Genomic DNA, 14,893 nt, shown 5'->3' with positions numbered 1-14,893 from the left:
GGTGTCACAACCCCAACATGGCGGCGATGCGGTTGCGTTGGATCTCCGACGTGCCCGAGTAGATCGGGCCGGCGACCGCGTCGCGCACGTCCTTCTCCAGCCCGTACTCGGCCAGGTACCCGCTGCCGCCGAAGATCTGCACGGCGGCCAGTGCGGAGGAGAGGTTGCTCTCGCTGGTGAGGACCTTGCTGACGGCGATGTCCCGCGTGACGTTCTCGCCCTCCGTCAGCCGGACGGCCGTGTCGTAGAGCCACTTCCGCGCGGTGTCCAGGCCGATGCTCATGTCCACGAGCTTGTGGGAGACCGACTGGTACGAGCCGATCGGATTGCCGAACTGGACGCGCTCCTTGGCGTATTCGACGCAGCGGTCGAGCCGGTACCGCATCTGCCCGGTGTTGATGACGAAGGAGCAGAGGATCTCCCACTTCATCACGTGGTCCAGGACCAGGAACCCGGATCCGACCCGGCCGATCACGGCGGATGCGGGGATCCGGCAGTCGTCGAAGTGCAGTTCGCTCAGTGGTGCCGTCCGCAGCCCCATGGTGGCGACGGGCGGCCCGACGACGAGCCCCGGGGTGTCCCGCTCCACGACGAAGGCGGTGATGCTGAGCGGGCCGGCCTTCGGGTGGGTGCGCGCGTAGACCACGAACACGTCGGCCACGGGGCCGTTGGTGATGAAGGCCTTGCCGCCCCGCAGCACGAAGCCGTCGCCCTCGCGGGTGGCCGTGGTCCTCATCGCCAGCGCGTCGGAGCCGCTCTCGGTCTCGCTGATCGCGTGCGCCCCGATCGTCTCTCCCGAGCAGATCCCCGGCAGGTGGCGCGCCTTGAGCTCCGGCGAGCCGAACCGCTGCAGCGGGACTCCGACGCTGACCAGGTGGGTGGCGACCGAGAAGTTCAGTCCGCCGTCACGGCACCCGGTGCCGAGTTGTTCGAGCACGTGCATGGTGGTGAGCAGGTCCTGGCCCAGCCCGCCCCACTGCTCGTCGAACGGCAGGCCGAGGATTCCGGACCTCTGGATCAGCTTCCACTTGTCCCACGGGAAGGCGCCTTCCGCGTCCCCTTCGAGATGGCCCGAGCTGAGCTCCTCGCACCACTGGGCGATCCCCTCGCCCAGAGCGATCTGGTCGGCGTTCCACCTGATCATCTGTCAGTCCTGTTAGTACTCGGAGAAATCGGCTGAGTCCAGGTTGTGGCGTTCGTCGCCGCGCAACGCGGGCGAGAACACGCACACCAGGCGGAGGTCCGCGTCCTGGTCCGCGATCAGGAAGTGGGCGTCGTGCAGGTCGAGCGCGTACAGCGTGCCCGGTTCGATCGAGTGGGACGTGCCGTCGGCGTTCACCACCTGGCCCGTTCCCTCGATGCAGTAGCAGGCCTCCAGGTGGCGGCGGTACTCCAGCCTCGACCTGGTGCCGGCGCGGACGGTGGTGTCCGTCATCGTGTAGCCCAGGCCGTCGGATTCGAGAAGGAACCTGCGGCTGAGCCCGTTGCCCCAGTCCACGGTGGTCACCTCGTCAAGGCGTCGGACGATCATCGGGTGTGCCTCCTGGCGGCTTGTTGAATGAGTGGCTTGCTGAATCAGGGGTTTGCTGAATGAACGGCTTGCCGAATCAGCGGCTTGCTGAATACGGCGAAACGGTCTGTACGAAGGTGTGGAGCTCCTCGACCACGTCGGCCCCTTCGGCGAGGGCGTGCTCGATCCGGGCGACCCCGGCGCTGCCCACGACCGCGGCGTCGGCGCCGAGGCCGTGCAGCAGGTCGATGTCCGCCCTGGAGCGGACGCCGAATCCGACGGCGATCGGTACGGCGGTCGTCCTGCGCAGTGCGGCCAGCGCGGCGGCCAGCTCGTGGCGGTCGGCCGTGAGCGTGCCGCCGCTGCGGCCGTAGTGGGCCACCAGGTACAGGTACGCGGTGGCGCTCTCGGCGGCCGCGGCCTTGACCTCGGCCGTCGACGCGGCGTAGCAGGTGGCGACCATGGGCAGCCCCGCCTCCTGCACCGCTTCGAGGTAGCCGGCCCGTAGCCGCGGTGGCAGGCCGTGGACCAGCAGCCCGTCGACGCCCGAGTCGGCGACCCGCCGGACGAAGCCGGGCACGGTCGGGCCTCTGACCGTGTGGCTCCAGTCGGCCAGCAGTGCCACCCGCAGGTGGCGCAGCCGGGGCAGGATCCCGCTGAGGAGTCCGAGCACCTCGTCGAGTCCGACGCCGTCGGCCAGGGCCCGCTGCGCCGATCGGCGGATGACCGGCCCGTCGGTGACCGAGTCGGGGAAGGGCACCGCCAGTTCCAGGCAGTCCACGCGGCAGTCGTCGAGCATCCGCATGACGTCGGCCAGGACGGGCAGCGGGGGGTCTCCGGCGTTGAGGAACATCGCCAGGCCGGGCTGGTCCGGTGGCCGGCGCGCGAAGAACCCGCTCACCGCGCACGCGCCGTAGGTATTGCGCGGCGCGCCGGGTGCGCGCGCAGGCGGTCGACGAGGTCGCGGGCGGCGCCGCTGCGGAGGGCGTCGTCGGCCGCCCTGATCGCCTCCGGCCACCCGTCGATCAGCCCGCTCGCGACGGCCAGGGCGGCGGCGTTCAGGCAGACGGTCCGTGTTGCGAGAGCTGTCCCGGCTCCGGAGAGCACGGCGAGGAAGTGGTCGACCACGTCCTCTCCCGCTCCGGTCGGCCGTAGTTCGGCGATCGGGTCGGTGCTGCTTGCGGCAGCCTCGGCCCGCAGCCGGATCGCGTCGGTGCCGTCATTGGTGAGGACGACGTTGTCGACGGAGCTGACGAGCTCGTCGACTCCCAGCTCGTTGGAGCACAGCCAGATCCTCCGGTCGGCGACGGTGGCGGCGACCCGGCCCAGAGTCGGCAGCAGCGAATGGTCCGAGACGCCGACGAGCTGGGCGGAGACCGGCACCGCGGCCAGGAAGGGGCCGACGGAGTTGATGAATCCGCCGATCATCCGCAGGTCCATCGGCACGATGCTCCGGGCCAGCAGCGCCACCTCCCGCGGGTAGACGAAGTTCCCGGGGAAGGCGATGCCGAAGCGTTCCAGCAGGTCGTCGGTCTGCTCGTACGAGGTGGTCGTTCGGATGCCGAGGCGGTCGAGCAGGTCGTGGGAGCCGCAGGTGCTCGTGTAGGCGCGGGATCCCGTCTTGACGATGCGCACGCCCAGGGCGGCGGCGACGAACGCCGCCGCGGTGGAGATGTTGAACGTGGCCGGCCCGCCTCCGGTGCCGACGATGTTGGCCGTGCGGTCCAGCCGCGCGGCGACGGCCGGCCGTCGCTCGTCCAGCGAGCGGAGCATGGCGACCAGCGTGTCCCGATCGGGCATCCGGGTGGACAGCGAGGACAGCAGCGCCACCGTCTCGCCGGAGCGGAGGGCGCCGTCGCGCAGCTGGTCCCAGAAGGACCCCCACATCTCCTGATCGACGACGGCGCGGTCCCGGCCGATCAGCGCTCGCAGCACCTCGTGCATGACTAGGGGGCGTCCGTCCGGTGCTGCTGGGCCTGTTCGATGAACCTGCTGATCGAGCCGACGGAGCGGAAGCTGTCCGGGTCGAGGTCGAGGTCGATCTCCTCGACGCGCAGGTCGAAGCAGTCCTCGAGCCAGGCGATCGTCTTGAGCAGGCCGAGGCTGTCGATGACCCCGCCGTCCACGAGGTCGTAGTCGGCGTCCAGTTCGTTCGCGCCGACGTCCGGTAGGAACTCCTCGATGATGAACTGCGTGACTACCGCGGCGTGTTTCACGTGGCCGTTCCTTCGTTTGGCTGGGACGGGGAGGAGGCGAGCTGGAGGGGCGTGCGGTCGATCTTTCCGGTGGACGTCCTGGGCAGCGGGTCGTCCACGATCAGCAGGGTCGAGGGGACGGCGGTGAGCGGAAGCCGTTGTGCGCAGTGCCGGCGCAGCGCCAGCGAGTTCAGCCGGCTGTCCGGGGCGCGGCGGACCACGCCCCGCAGCAGGCGGCCGGCCACCGGGTCGGGCACGGCCACCACGGCCGCCTCGACGACGTCGGGATGGTCGAGCAGCACCTGCTCGACCTCGTGGGTGTTGACCCGCACGCCGCGGACCTTGACCTGGTGGTCGTTGCGGCCTTCCAGGGTGATGCGGCCGTCCCGGTCGCGCCGTACGAGGTCGCCGCTGCGGAAGTAGCGCCGGGCCTGCCCGTCGTGGTGGTGGGTCGCGAACCTGTCCGCGTCCTGCTCCCGGTCCAGGTAGCCGTCGGTCTGGAAGGGCGTCGCGACGTGGAGCTCGCCGGTTCCCGGCCCGGTCAGGATCCCGCCGTCGGCACCGACGATCACCGCGTGGACTCCGGGCAGCGGGCGCCCGATCGGCACCGGGCCGTCCGCCGGCTCGGTGCCGTCGACCTCGTGCAGGAAGCTGTCGTTGGTCTCGGTGCAGCCGTAGACGTTGTGGAGCCGCGCGCCGGTGAACAGCTGCGGGAGTTCGGCCAGGCAGCGGGCGGGCATGCTGTCGCCGGTGAAGACGACGTGCTCGACCGTGTCGAGGCGCCGGCCGCTCCCGGCGGCCGCGTCGACCAGTAGACGGTAGAACATCGGTACCGCCTGGACGAGTTGGACCGCGTGGCGGGACACGAGGTCCAGCAGGTAGCCCGGCTGGGTGGCCCGGGCCGGATCGACCAGGACGACGCGGCCGCCGTACTTGAGCGTGGTCCAGATGTCCAGCAGGCACAGGTCGAAGGTGAGCGGCGCGTAGTTGAGGACCGTCGTTCCCCGGCGGATGCCGAACTGCTCGCCGGCCCAGGCGGTGAAGCGGTCCACCGCCCCCGTGCTCAGCGGCACGATCTTCGGCCGTCCGGTGGAACCGGAGGTGGTGAACATGAAGGAGACGTCGCCGGGCTCCGTACGGCGCGGTGCTGCCGGTTTCGCCGGCCGGTCCGGGGCGCCCGACCCGGGTCCGGGCGCCTGGTCGCTCTCCGGCGACAGGACGTGCCGGATTCCGGCCTGCTCGACCAGCGCGTGGGACGTCCTCCCCTCCAGTGTGGGCGCGGGCAGCAGCAGGAAGCGCCGCCCTTCCAGCAGGCAGGCGAGCACCAGGGCGATCGTCGAGGGCGACTTGGCGGCCGGGATGCCGACCGGCTCGTCCCCGCCCGGGGCGAGCCGGGCGATCCGGACGCGCTCCCGCTCCGCCCGCTGGTGGAGTTCACGGTAGGTCGTCTCTTCTCCGCGCCATATCAGCGCCGGATCACCGGGGTGGCCGGTGGCGTGCGAGACGAATGAACCCACCAGGCTCTGCTGCTGCATCACGACTTCTCCGAGTTCATGCAACGGGGTGGGTTCATATACAACGGATGAGTTCATGCAACGGGTTCACCGATCTTATTCGGAACAATGAAGGCCCGACAGGAAAGGGGCCCACCCGGTCGCCCCTTGGAGACAGAAGAATTATCACGTGGTGCCCGTCCATGGAAGTGGGGTGCGCGATCCGCATCATGACCGCACGTCAGAGAGGGTGCCGGGCCGGCCGCGCCGATGCTAACCGTCGAGCGTGTTCGATCTACATAAGGATTCCGGCGGACTGGCGTAAATATTGTCTTGATGCCTGCAACCCTGTTCTCGATCTTGCGGAGTGAGACGGGAGCGACCTAGTATCCGCCGTACTGTTCGCCAAGTCGCGAATCGGCGAGGGGATTTCCGGGGCGCTGAAGCGTTCCCGATCGCCGTGAAAGGTGCATCCGTCATGCCTGGTCCCGATCGGCGCGCGCACGCTCCGACCCCGTTGTCCTTCGCCCAGCAACGGCTGTGGTTCCTCGACCGGCTGCGGCCGGGCCGGCCGGACCACAACGTCCCGACCGCGGTACGCCTGCGCGGCCGGCTGGACGAGGGGGCGCTCACCCGGGCGCTGACCGAAGTCGTGCGGCGCCACGAGGTGTTGCGCGGCAGGATCGTCGACACCGAGGACGGCCCGCGCCACGTCGCGGAGCCGGTCGAGACCTTCGTGCCGACGATCACCGATCTGACGCACACCCCGGCGGAGCAGGCCTGGCAGCGGGCCCGGGAGCTGGCGGCCGCCGACCTGGCGACCCCGTTCGACCTCGGGACCGCTCCGATGCTGCGGGCCCGACTGATCCGCATCGCCCCCGACGACCACCTGCTGCTCCTGGTGATGCACCACATCGCCTGTGACGGCTGGTCGTTGTCGGTGCTGTGGCAGGAGTTCTCCGCCGGATACGGAGCCGCCGTCGACGGCCGGCCGATCGCCCTGGCGGACCTGCCCGTCCAGTACGCCGATTTCGCCGACTGGCAACGGAGCCACCAGGCCGGAACGGCGATGCTGGACCAACTCGCCTACTGGCGCGAGCACTTGGCGGACCTGAGCCCGTCGCTGCTCCCGACGGACCGAACCCGCCCCGCGGTGTGGTCAGGCCGGGGCGACCAGGTCGAGATCGAGATCCCGGCGGAACTCGCCGAGCGAATACGCGCACTGGGGCGCACCCACGAGGTGACGCCGTTCATGACGCTGCTGGCCGCCTTCCAGGTCCTGCTCGCGCGCTGCACGGGACAGGCCGACGTGACGGTCGGGACGCCGATCTCCGGGCGGACCCGGATCGAGGTGGAGCCGCTGGTCGGCTTCTTCGTCAACACGCTCGTCCTGCGCACCGACCTGTCCGGCGACCCCGGCTTCACCGACGTGCTCGCCCGGGTGCGGCGGGGTGCGGTGGAGGCCTACGCCCACCAGGACGTCCCCTTCGAACGGCTGGTCCAGGAGCTGCGGCCCGAACGCGATCTCGGCCAACACCCGCTGTTCACGGTCATGTTCCAGCTGGAGGATCCGCCCGCGCTCCCGTCCGGCCTCCTGGGGCTTGAGGTGAGTGACCATCAGATGCCGAACGACGTGGCGAAGTTCGACATCGAGGTCTCCATGACGGACGGCGGCGATCGCTTCACCGGCGTCATCCGCTACGCCGCCGACCTCTTCGACCGTGACACGGTGCGGCAACTCTCCGAGGGTTACAGGGCCCTGCTCGACCAGCTCGTCGACAGCCCCGAACGGCCGATATCGGCGTGGGAGACCCCTCCCGGCCTCCGGGTGAGCCGCCCCGCTCCCGCCGCCACCCCCGGGACCGAGACCGAGACCGAACCCGAGTCCGGCCCCGCCACCGAGACCGAGCTCCTCGTGCTGGAGACCTGGGCCGAGGTGCTCGGTGTCACCCCGGACGGCGTGGACAGCGACTTCTTCGAGCTGGGCGGCCATTCGCTCCTCGCCTCGAAGGTCATGTCCCGACTCGGCCGGGCACTCGACCTCGAACTGCCCGTCGCCCTGCTCTTCTACCACCCGACCGTCGCCGAACTCGCCGACGGCATCGACGCGGCGTTGCTGGCGGACCTCGGCGCCGCCGCCGAAGCGGAACCGCTTCCCGCCGGAAAGGCCCGTCACCCGTGAAGGCACAGCACAGTCGCCCCGAGCCCGGCCAGCCGACCGGTTCCACGCCCGGAGCCGCCCCGTCGGCCGGCCCCACACCGGCCACCACGCCGGCCACCACACGGGCCCTGCTCGACCAGCGCGTCCGCGCGGCCCGGAGCAGGGCCGCCGAGGGCGAGCCGGAGGCCGCGATCCCGCCCCGCCCGGCGGGTGCGCAGGTGACGTCGTTCACCCAGGAACGCATGTGGCTGATCGAGCGGCTGTCCACCGGCCCCGCGATGTACAACGTCCACGAGGTCTTCCGGCTGCACGGCCCGCTGGACGTGGCCGCCCTCGGCCACAGCCTCACCGAGCTGGTGCGGCGCCACGAAGTCCTGCGCACCGCCTTCCCCGAGCGGGACGGGCGCCCCAGCCCCTCGGTCGAGCCGGCCCGGCCGTTCGACCTGCCCGTCACGGACCTCCGGGCCGAGCCCGCGGAACGCCGGACGCGGCTGGCCCGCGATCTCGTCCAGTCCGAGATCCTGCGCCCGTTCGACCTGGCCACCGCCCCGCTGCTGCGCGCATCACTGCTGCGGGTCGACGAGGACGAACACGTCCTGGTGGTGGTCGTCCACCACATCGCCGTCGACGGCTGGTCGATGCCGCTGCTGTGGGACGACCTGTCGGCGATGTACCGGAGCCGGCTGGAAGGCCGCGAGCACGAGCTGCCCCCCTTGCGGATCCAGTACGCGGACTTCGCCCACTGGCAGCGGGCCCGGCTCTCCGGCGAACGCCTGCGGAGCCAACTGGACTACTGGAGCGCTCAGTTGTCCGGGCTCTCGCCGCTGGACCTGCCCACTGACCGCCCGCGCGGACCGGTCCGCGCGGGCCGGGGCGAGCGGATCACCTTCACGGTGCCCGAGGAACTGGCCGGCCGGTTGCGGCTGCTGGGCCGGCGGCACGGCGCGACGATGTTCATGACGCTGCTCGCCGCGTTCCAGGCCCTGCTCGCCCGCTACAGCGGGCAGTCCGACGTGGCGGTCGGCACACCCGTCGCGGGCCGGACGCGTCCGGAACTCGACCCGCTGGTGGGCTCGTTCATCAACACCGTGGTCGTCCGCACCGACCTCGCGGACGACCCGAGCTTCGCCGAGCTGCTCGACCGGGTCCGCCGGACCGCCGTGGACGCCTACGCGCACCAGGACCTGCCGTTCGAACGGCTGGTGCAGGAGCTGCGGCCGGCCCGCGGTCTCGACCGCAACCCGCTGTTCCAGGTGATGTTCGCCGGCCTGTCCGACCCGGCCGCCGCCCTCCGGCTGGTGGGGACGGAGGTCGAACAGATCGAGGTCGACAACGGCACGGCCAAGGTCGACCTCAGCCTGGTGATAGCCGACCGGCCGACGACCACGACGGGCACGACCGGCGCGACGACCACGACGAGCACGACCGGCGCGACCGGGACAGCCGGGACGACCGGGACCGTGGCCTTCGACACCGACCTGTTCGACCGCGCGAGTGTGGAACGCCTGGTCGGCCACTACCTGCGGCTGCTGGACGCCGCGGCCGGCGAACCCGACCGTCCCGTCTCACGCCTGGACCTGCTCACCGAGGCCGAGCGCGAAGCGCTGCTGGTGGCCGCCAACGCCACCGACGAACCCTTCCCCACGGACCTCTGCGTTCACGAGCTGGTCGAGGAGCAGGCCCGGCGGACCCCCGACGCGGTGGCGGTCCGCTGCGGCGCCCAGCGACTGACCTACCGGGAACTCGACCGCCGGGCCAACCAGTTGGCGCGGCACCTGCGAGCCCGGGGAGCGCGGCCGGAACGCCTGGTCGGCGTCTGCCTGCCGCGCTCGGCGGACCTGGTCGTGGCCCTGCTGGCCGTCCTCAAGTCGGGCGCCGCCTACCTGCCGCTGGACCCGGACCTCCCGGCACAGCGCATGTCGTTCATGCTCGCCGACGCCGAAGTGCCGCTGCTGCTCACCCAGCGCTCCCTGGCCGACCGGCTGCCGCAGCACGGCGCCGCGACGGTGTGGACGGACGACGAGGCCGGGCTCATCGCGGCCCTGCCCGAGGACCGGCTGCCGCCGCTCGCGACGCCCGCCAACCTGGCGTACTCGATCTACACCTCCGGTTCGACCGGCCGCCCCAAGGCCGTGCTGGTCCCGCACGAGGGCGTGGTCAACTACCTGGTGGTCCGCGGCCGACAGCTGGACCTCGGCGGGGACGACGTCGTCGCCTCGGTGGCCTCGATCTCCTTCGACGTCATCGTCCCCCAGGTGCTCATGCCCCTGGCCTGGGGCGCGAGCGTGGTGATCGCCCCGTCGGAGGTCGCGGTGGACGGCCCGCGCCTGACGGAGATGATGCGCGAGTTCGGCGTCACCACGCTCATGGCCACACCGGCCACCTGGCTCCTGCTGCTGGACGGCGGCTGGCAGGGCGGCCGGTTCCAGGCGATCTGCGTGGGCGAACCGCTCCAGCCCGCCCTGGCCCGGCGGCTCCTCGACCGGGTCTCCACGCTGTGGAACGGCTACGGTCCCACCGAGGCGTCCGTCGGCTGTGTCACCCGGCGCGTGGACGCCGACCGGGATCTGGCCCGGCCGGGAGGGTCCGTGCCGATCGGCCGGCCGCTGGGCAACCTCCGGATCTACCTGCTGGACCCGGCGGGCGCCCCGGTGCCCGTCGGCGTACCGGGTGAGATCCACATCGGCGGGGTCGGTGTCACCCGCGGGTACGCCAACCGGCCGGGGCTGACCGCCGAGCGCTTCGTGCCCGATCTGTTCGGTGCCGACGGCGGCCGGCTGTACCGGACCGGCGACCTGGCGCGGTACCTGCCGGACGGCAGCCTCGTCTTCCTCGGCCGCACCGACGAGCAGGTGAAGATCCGGGGGTACCGCATCGAGCTGGGCGAGATCGAGGCCGCGCTGTGCGCGCAGCCCGGTGTCGCCAGGGCCACGGTGACGGTGCGGGGCACCGGGACGGACGCCGAACTGGCCGGCTACCTGGTGTGGCAGGACGGGCCCGGTGACCTGGCGGTCCTGCGGCGCTCCCTGCGCGAGACCCTGCCCGAGTTCATGGTGCCCACGACGCTGACCGCACTCGACCGGATCCCGTTGACCACGAACGGCAAGGTGGACCGCGGGGCCCTGCCCGAGCCCGCCCGCCACGGCCACGACGCGGGTGCGCTACCGCCGCGGGACCTGCTGGAACTCCTGATGACCAGGATCTGGGAGCGCGTGCTGGGCACCCCGCGGGTCGGCGTCCGGGACGACTTCTTCGCGCTGGGCGGGCATTCGCTCAGGGCGGTCGAGCTCGTGGAGGCGATCCGGCGGGAGTGGGGGGTCACCGTGCCGCTGAACACGGTGTTCCGCCATCCCACCGTCGAGGGTCTGTGCGCGGAACTGCCCAACGCCTCGCAGGCCCTGCGCCGGCTCGTGGTCCCGCTGGCCGAAGGAGACCACCGCAGGGCGCCGCTGATCCTGGTGCACCCGCAGAGCGGCGACGTGTGCTCCTTCCTCCATCTCGCCGAGCACCTCGCCGAGCACCTCGCCGAGCACCTGGCCGAACCGCTCGTCGGCGGCCGGCCCGTCTACGGCCTGGAGGCCGTCGGCTACAACACCGACGAGCCGCCACTGGCCACCGTCGAGGAGCAGGCGCAGCGCTACCTGCGGGAGCTGCGGTCCGTCCTGCCCGACGGCCCGTACCTGCTGGCCGGCTGGTCCTTCGGCGGGCTGGTCGCCTTCGAGATGGCCCGTCTGCTGGAGGAGGAGGGGAACCCCCCGGGATTCCTCGGGATCATCGACGTCGGAGCGCCCGCGCTCACCGACGCGTCCACCAGCGGAGCCACCGACGGGCCCACCGACGGGCCCGACGGCCATGACGCGCACGGGACGGCCCGGTTCGCGCTCGCCGCCGGGCTGCCCACCGGAGCCGTCGGAGCCATCGGAGACCTCGACGAGCAGGACGCCCTGTCCCTGCTGCTCCACGACGCGCACGCCGGCGAGCGCCTCCCCCTGCGCGTGCGCACCGACCAACTGCGGCGCATGGTAAGGGTCTTCACCACCAACGGCGACGCCGCCCGACGCTACCGCTCAACCGCACGGCTGCGGACACCGATCCACCTGTTCACGAGCGCCGAGGAGCACCCCGTGCTCGCCGCCCCGGTCGTGGTCCCCGCCCGGTGGCGCGACCGCACCCTGGGGGCGTTGAGCGTGGTCGAGGTGCCCGGCAACCACCACGACATGCTGTCGCCGCCGCACGTCGCACCCTTCGCCGACGCCCTGTCGGCCGTCCTGGAGGAGCTCGGATGAGCGACGGACACGAGCTGCCGTTGTCGTCGGCGCAGTCCGGCATCTGGTTCGCCCACCACCTGCGTCCCGGCAGTCCCGCCTACAACACCGGCGAGTACGTGGACATCCCCGGGCCGATCGACCCGGAGCTGTTCGAGACGGCCGTGCGGCGCGTGGTGGACGAGACCGAGTCCCTGCGCGTTCGCCTCACCGACGGTGCCGAGGGCCCCCGGCAGGTCGTCACCCCGTCGCCCGACTGGTCGATGGACCACGTCGACCTCACCTCGGCACCGGATCCGCTGCGGGCGGCCGAGCGCTGGATGCGCGCCGACCTGTCCACACCGCTCGGGCTCACCAGGGACCGGCTGTTCCGCCAGGCCCTGTTCGCCGTCGCGCCGGACCGCTTCCTCTGGTACCAGCGCGTCCACCACATCGTGGTCGACGGCTTCAGCATGTCGCTCATCGCGCGCCGCGTCGCCAAGACCTACACCGGACTGGTCGAGGGCAGGGGCGGGGCAGGACCGGCTTTCGGGCCGCTGAGCCTCCTGCTGGCGCACGACGCCGCCTACCACGCGTCGGAACAGCCCGAACAGGACCGGAAGTTCTGGGCGGCCCGGTTGGCCGGCCGGCCTGATCCCGTCAGCCTCGCCAGCCGCTCGGCGGCCGCCTCGGACGGCTTCCTGCGCCGTACCAGCGCCCTCGACGCGCCCACCGTGGCCGCGCTGCGGCGGGCCGCACGACCCGCCGGGGCGAGCTGGCCCAGCGCCTTCACCGCAACGGTCGCCGCGTACCTCCACCGCCTCAGCGGCGAACGGGACATCGTGCTCAGCATGCCGGTGACCGGGCGCACCGGCTCCTCCGGGCCGGCCGTCCCCGGCATGGTGGCGAACGTGGTGCCGCTGCGGCTGCGCGTGCACCCGGAACAGGGCCTGTCCGCACTCGCGCGACAGGTGGCCGAGGAGGTCGCCGCCCTGCGCGGCCATCAGCGCCACCGCAGCGAGGACCTGCGCAGGGAGCTGGATCCGGCCAGGTCGGAGCGGGTCCTGTTCGGGCCCCTCGTCAACATCATGTCCTTCTACTACCACCTGGACTTCGCGGGCGTCCGGGCCACCGTGCACAACCTGTCCAACGGGCCGGTCGAGGACCTCTCGTTCTCCGTCTACGACCGCTCCGACGGCGCCGAGCCCCGGCTCGACGTCGACGCGAACCCCGCGCTCTACTCCGAGGCCGAACTCGCCGCCCACCAGCAGCGCTTCCTCCGGTTCCTGGATGCGGTGGCCGCCGACCCGGACCGGCCGATCGGCCGGCCCGACCTCCTCACCCCCGAGGAACGGCAGCGGACCGTCGTGGCCGTCAACCGCACCACGCAGCCGCTGCCGCACCCGACCGTGCCGCTGGCCTTCGCGGCCGAGGCCGCGCGCACGCCCGATGCGCCCGCCGTGGTGTGCGGGGAAACCACCCTGTCCTACGCGGAGTTGAACGACCGGGCCAACCGGCTGGCCCATCGGCTCATCGCCCTGGGCGTCCGCTGCGACAGCACGGTGGCGGTGCTCATGGAACGCTCCGTCGACGTGGTGGTGTCGGTCCTGGCGGTCAGCAAGGCCGGCGGCGCCTACGTGCCGCTGGACACCCGGGCCCCGACGGCCCGCCTGCGCCGCGTCCTGGACGACACCGGGGCGGCGGTGCTGCTCACCCACCGGGCCACCCGGGACGACGCACCGTCCCACGGCACAGCGGTCGTGGTCGTCGACGCCGACCCCGGCCTCGCCGACGAGCCGGCCACCGACCCCGTCGTGCCGCTGCGCCCGGACCACCTGGCGTGCGTCCTGTACACCTCGGGGTCCACGGGCACGCCGAAGGGCGTGGCCCTGACCCACCGCAACGTCATCAGCCTGACCGCGCAACGCTATTGGCGCGAAGAGGGCGGCCCGCGGGTCCTCGCACACTCCCCGCACGCCTTCGACGCCTCGACCTACGAGTGGTGGGTGCCGCTGCTCAACGGGGGCCGGGTCGTCGTGGCCCCGCCCGGCGAGCTGGCGCTCTCGGACCTCCACCGGCTCATCGTCGATCACCGGGTCGGTGCGCTGTGGCTGACGGCCGGGCTGTTCCGGGTGTTCGCCGAGGAGTCCCCCAGCACGCTGGCCGGGGTCGGCCAGGTGTGGACCGGCGGTGACATCGTGCCGGCCGATGCCGTCCGGCGCGTCCTGGCACGGTGTCCGGACTCCGTGGTGGTCGCCGGGTACGGCCCGACCGAGGCCACCACGTTCACCACGCGCAGGGTGCTGCGCCCCGGCGAGCCCGTGCCCGACGTCGTCCCGCTCGGCCGACCGGTGGACAACAGGCGGGTGTACGTCCTGGACGAGGCGCTGTCGCCGGTGCCGCCCGGGGTGGCCGGCGTGCTGTACGTCGCCGGTGCGGGCGTGGCGCGCGGATACCTGAACGACCCCCGCCGCACGGCCGGCCAGTTCCTGCCGTGCCCGTTCGGCGACCCGGGCGAGCGGATGTACCGCACGGGCGACGTGGTCCGCTGGAACGCCGAGGGGGAACTCGAGTTCCTCGGCCGCGCGGACGAGCAGGTCAAGCTCCACGGCTTCCGCATCGAGCTGGGCGAGATCGAGGCGGTGCTGGCCGGGCACCCCGACGTCGCCCAGGCGACCGTGGTCGCCGGTACGGGCACCTCGCCCGGCCGGCGTCTGATCGGCTACGTCGTCCCGGCCGGGGACTCGGGGCTCGACCCGGCGGCAGTGCGGGAGCACGCCGGCGCGGCGCTGCCGGACTACATGGTGCCCTCGGCGATCGTCACGCTCGACGCCTTCCCCCTGACGCCCAGGGGCAAGATCGACCGGGCCGCGCTGCCCGTCCCGGAGCTCGCACCGGCACCGTCCGGGCCCGGGCCGCGAACCCCGGCGGAGCAGACGATGTGCGCGCTGTTCGCCGAGGTGCTCGGCCGGCCCGCGGTGGGCGTCGACGACGGTTTCTTCGCGCTGGGCGGCAACTCCCTGCTCGCGACCCGGCTGGTCAACAGGGTGCGGGTGAGGTTCGGCCGTGAACTCACCCTCGGCGCCCTGTTCCAGGCACCCACACCGGCGCGCCTGGTCGAGGCGCTCAAGGACGCCCCGGACGCCGCGGCCGTACCGGCCCTCTCACCACGTACCCGACTCTGACAGCGATCAAGCGGTCAAGCGATCACAGGAAGCACCTCGGCATGGTCCACACCCTCTCCCATCCCGACGAAACGCCGGCACCACCGGCAACACCCGCGACACCCG

The 14,893-nt window shown here is 72.2% G+C and carries 9 protein-coding genes; 3 read left to right on the top strand and 6 right to left on the bottom strand.

Annotated elements, in window-relative coordinates; all coding sequences use genetic code 11:
- Positions 1–4 precede the first annotated feature (4 nt).
- The 6 genes from ACFWPT_RS11435 to ACFWPT_RS11410 all read right to left on the bottom strand — a co-directional run bounded on the left by ACFWPT_RS11435 (position 5) and on the right by ACFWPT_RS11410 (position 5,240).
- The gene (locus ACFWPT_RS11435) at positions 5–1,144 is read right to left on the bottom strand and encodes an acyl-CoA dehydrogenase family protein (RefSeq protein WP_380340068.1); all 1,140 of its coding nucleotides are present in this window, start codon (positions 1,142–1,144) and stop codon (positions 5–7) included.
- A gap of 12 nt (positions 1,145–1,156) precedes the next feature.
- Positions 1,157–1,531, bottom strand: coding sequence for an ectoine synthase (locus ACFWPT_RS11430; RefSeq protein WP_063352279.1), 375 nt, complete (start codon positions 1,529–1,531; stop codon positions 1,157–1,159).
- A 76-nt stretch (positions 1,532–1,607) separates the two neighbouring features.
- Positions 1,608–2,411: a tryptophan synthase subunit alpha gene (trpA, locus tag ACFWPT_RS11425; protein WP_380481308.1), complete on the bottom strand. Its 804-nt coding sequence runs from the start codon at positions 2,409–2,411 to the stop codon at positions 1,608–1,610.
- Positions 2,408–3,454: an anthranilate phosphoribosyltransferase gene (locus ACFWPT_RS11420; RefSeq protein ID WP_380368557.1), complete on the bottom strand. Its 1,047-nt coding sequence runs from the start codon at positions 3,452–3,454 to the stop codon at positions 2,408–2,410. Before ACFWPT_RS11420 ends, trpA begins: the two co-directional genes overlap by 4 nt.
- A gap of 2 nt (positions 3,455–3,456) precedes the next feature.
- Positions 3,457–3,726, bottom strand: coding sequence for an acyl carrier protein (locus ACFWPT_RS11415; protein ID WP_331744340.1), 270 nt, complete (start codon positions 3,724–3,726; stop codon positions 3,457–3,459).
- Entirely contained in the window at positions 3,723–5,240 is a 1,518-nt protein-coding gene (locus ACFWPT_RS11410; protein ID WP_380481305.1) for an AMP-binding protein, read from the bottom strand. Before ACFWPT_RS11410 ends, ACFWPT_RS11415 begins: the two co-directional genes overlap by 4 nt.
- 436 nt (positions 5,241–5,676) lie before the next feature.
- On the opposite strand from ACFWPT_RS11410, the gene ACFWPT_RS11405 reads away from it, so the two are divergent.
- The 3 genes from ACFWPT_RS11405 to ACFWPT_RS11395 are packed head-to-tail and all read left to right on the top strand — an operon-like array spanning position 5,677 to position 14,788.
- The gene (locus ACFWPT_RS11405; RefSeq protein WP_380481303.1) at positions 5,677–7,380 is read left to right on the top strand and encodes a condensation domain-containing protein; all 1,704 of its coding nucleotides are present in this window, start codon (positions 5,677–5,679) and stop codon (positions 7,378–7,380) included.
- The gene (locus tag ACFWPT_RS11400) at positions 7,377–11,645 is read left to right on the top strand and encodes an amino acid adenylation domain-containing protein (RefSeq protein ID WP_380481300.1); all 4,269 of its coding nucleotides are present in this window, start codon (positions 7,377–7,379) and stop codon (positions 11,643–11,645) included. The genes ACFWPT_RS11405 and ACFWPT_RS11400 overlap by 4 nt, the downstream gene beginning before the upstream one ends.
- Positions 11,642–14,788 (top strand): amino acid adenylation domain-containing protein, encoded by a 3,147-nt coding sequence (locus ACFWPT_RS11395; protein WP_380481297.1) that lies wholly within the window; start codon positions 11,642–11,644, stop codon positions 14,786–14,788. The genes ACFWPT_RS11400 and ACFWPT_RS11395 overlap by 4 nt, the downstream gene beginning before the upstream one ends.
- Positions 14,789–14,893: the final 105 nt, after the last annotated feature.

The organism is Kitasatospora sp. NPDC058478, from assembly GCF_042720345.1.
Taxonomy (GTDB): domain Bacteria; phylum Actinomycetota; class Actinomycetes; order Streptomycetales; family Streptomycetaceae; genus Kitasatospora.
This window is presented reverse-complemented; position numbering and strand designations above follow the sequence as displayed.

Coding starts and splice junctions, on each gene's coding strand:
- ACFWPT_RS11435 (WP_380340068.1), bottom strand. CDS start 1,144: ATGATCAGGTGGAACGCCGACCAGATCGCTCTGGGCGAGGGGATCGCC.
- ACFWPT_RS11395 (WP_380481297.1), top strand. CDS start 11,642: ATGAGCGACGGACACGAGCTGCCGTTGTCGTCGGCGCAGTCCGGCATC.
- ACFWPT_RS11430 (WP_063352279.1), bottom strand. CDS start 1,531: ATGATCGTCCGACGCCTTGACGAGGTGACCACCGTGGACTGGGGCAAC.
- ACFWPT_RS11405 (WP_380481303.1), top strand. CDS start 5,677: ATGCCTGGTCCCGATCGGCGCGCGCACGCTCCGACCCCGTTGTCCTTC.
- ACFWPT_RS11410 (WP_380481305.1), bottom strand. CDS start 5,240: ATGCAGCAGCAGAGCCTGGTGGGTTCATTCGTCTCGCACGCCACCGGC.
- ACFWPT_RS11420 (WP_380368557.1), bottom strand. CDS start 3,454: ATGCACGAGGTGCTGCGAGCGCTGATCGGCCGGGACCGCGCCGTCGTC.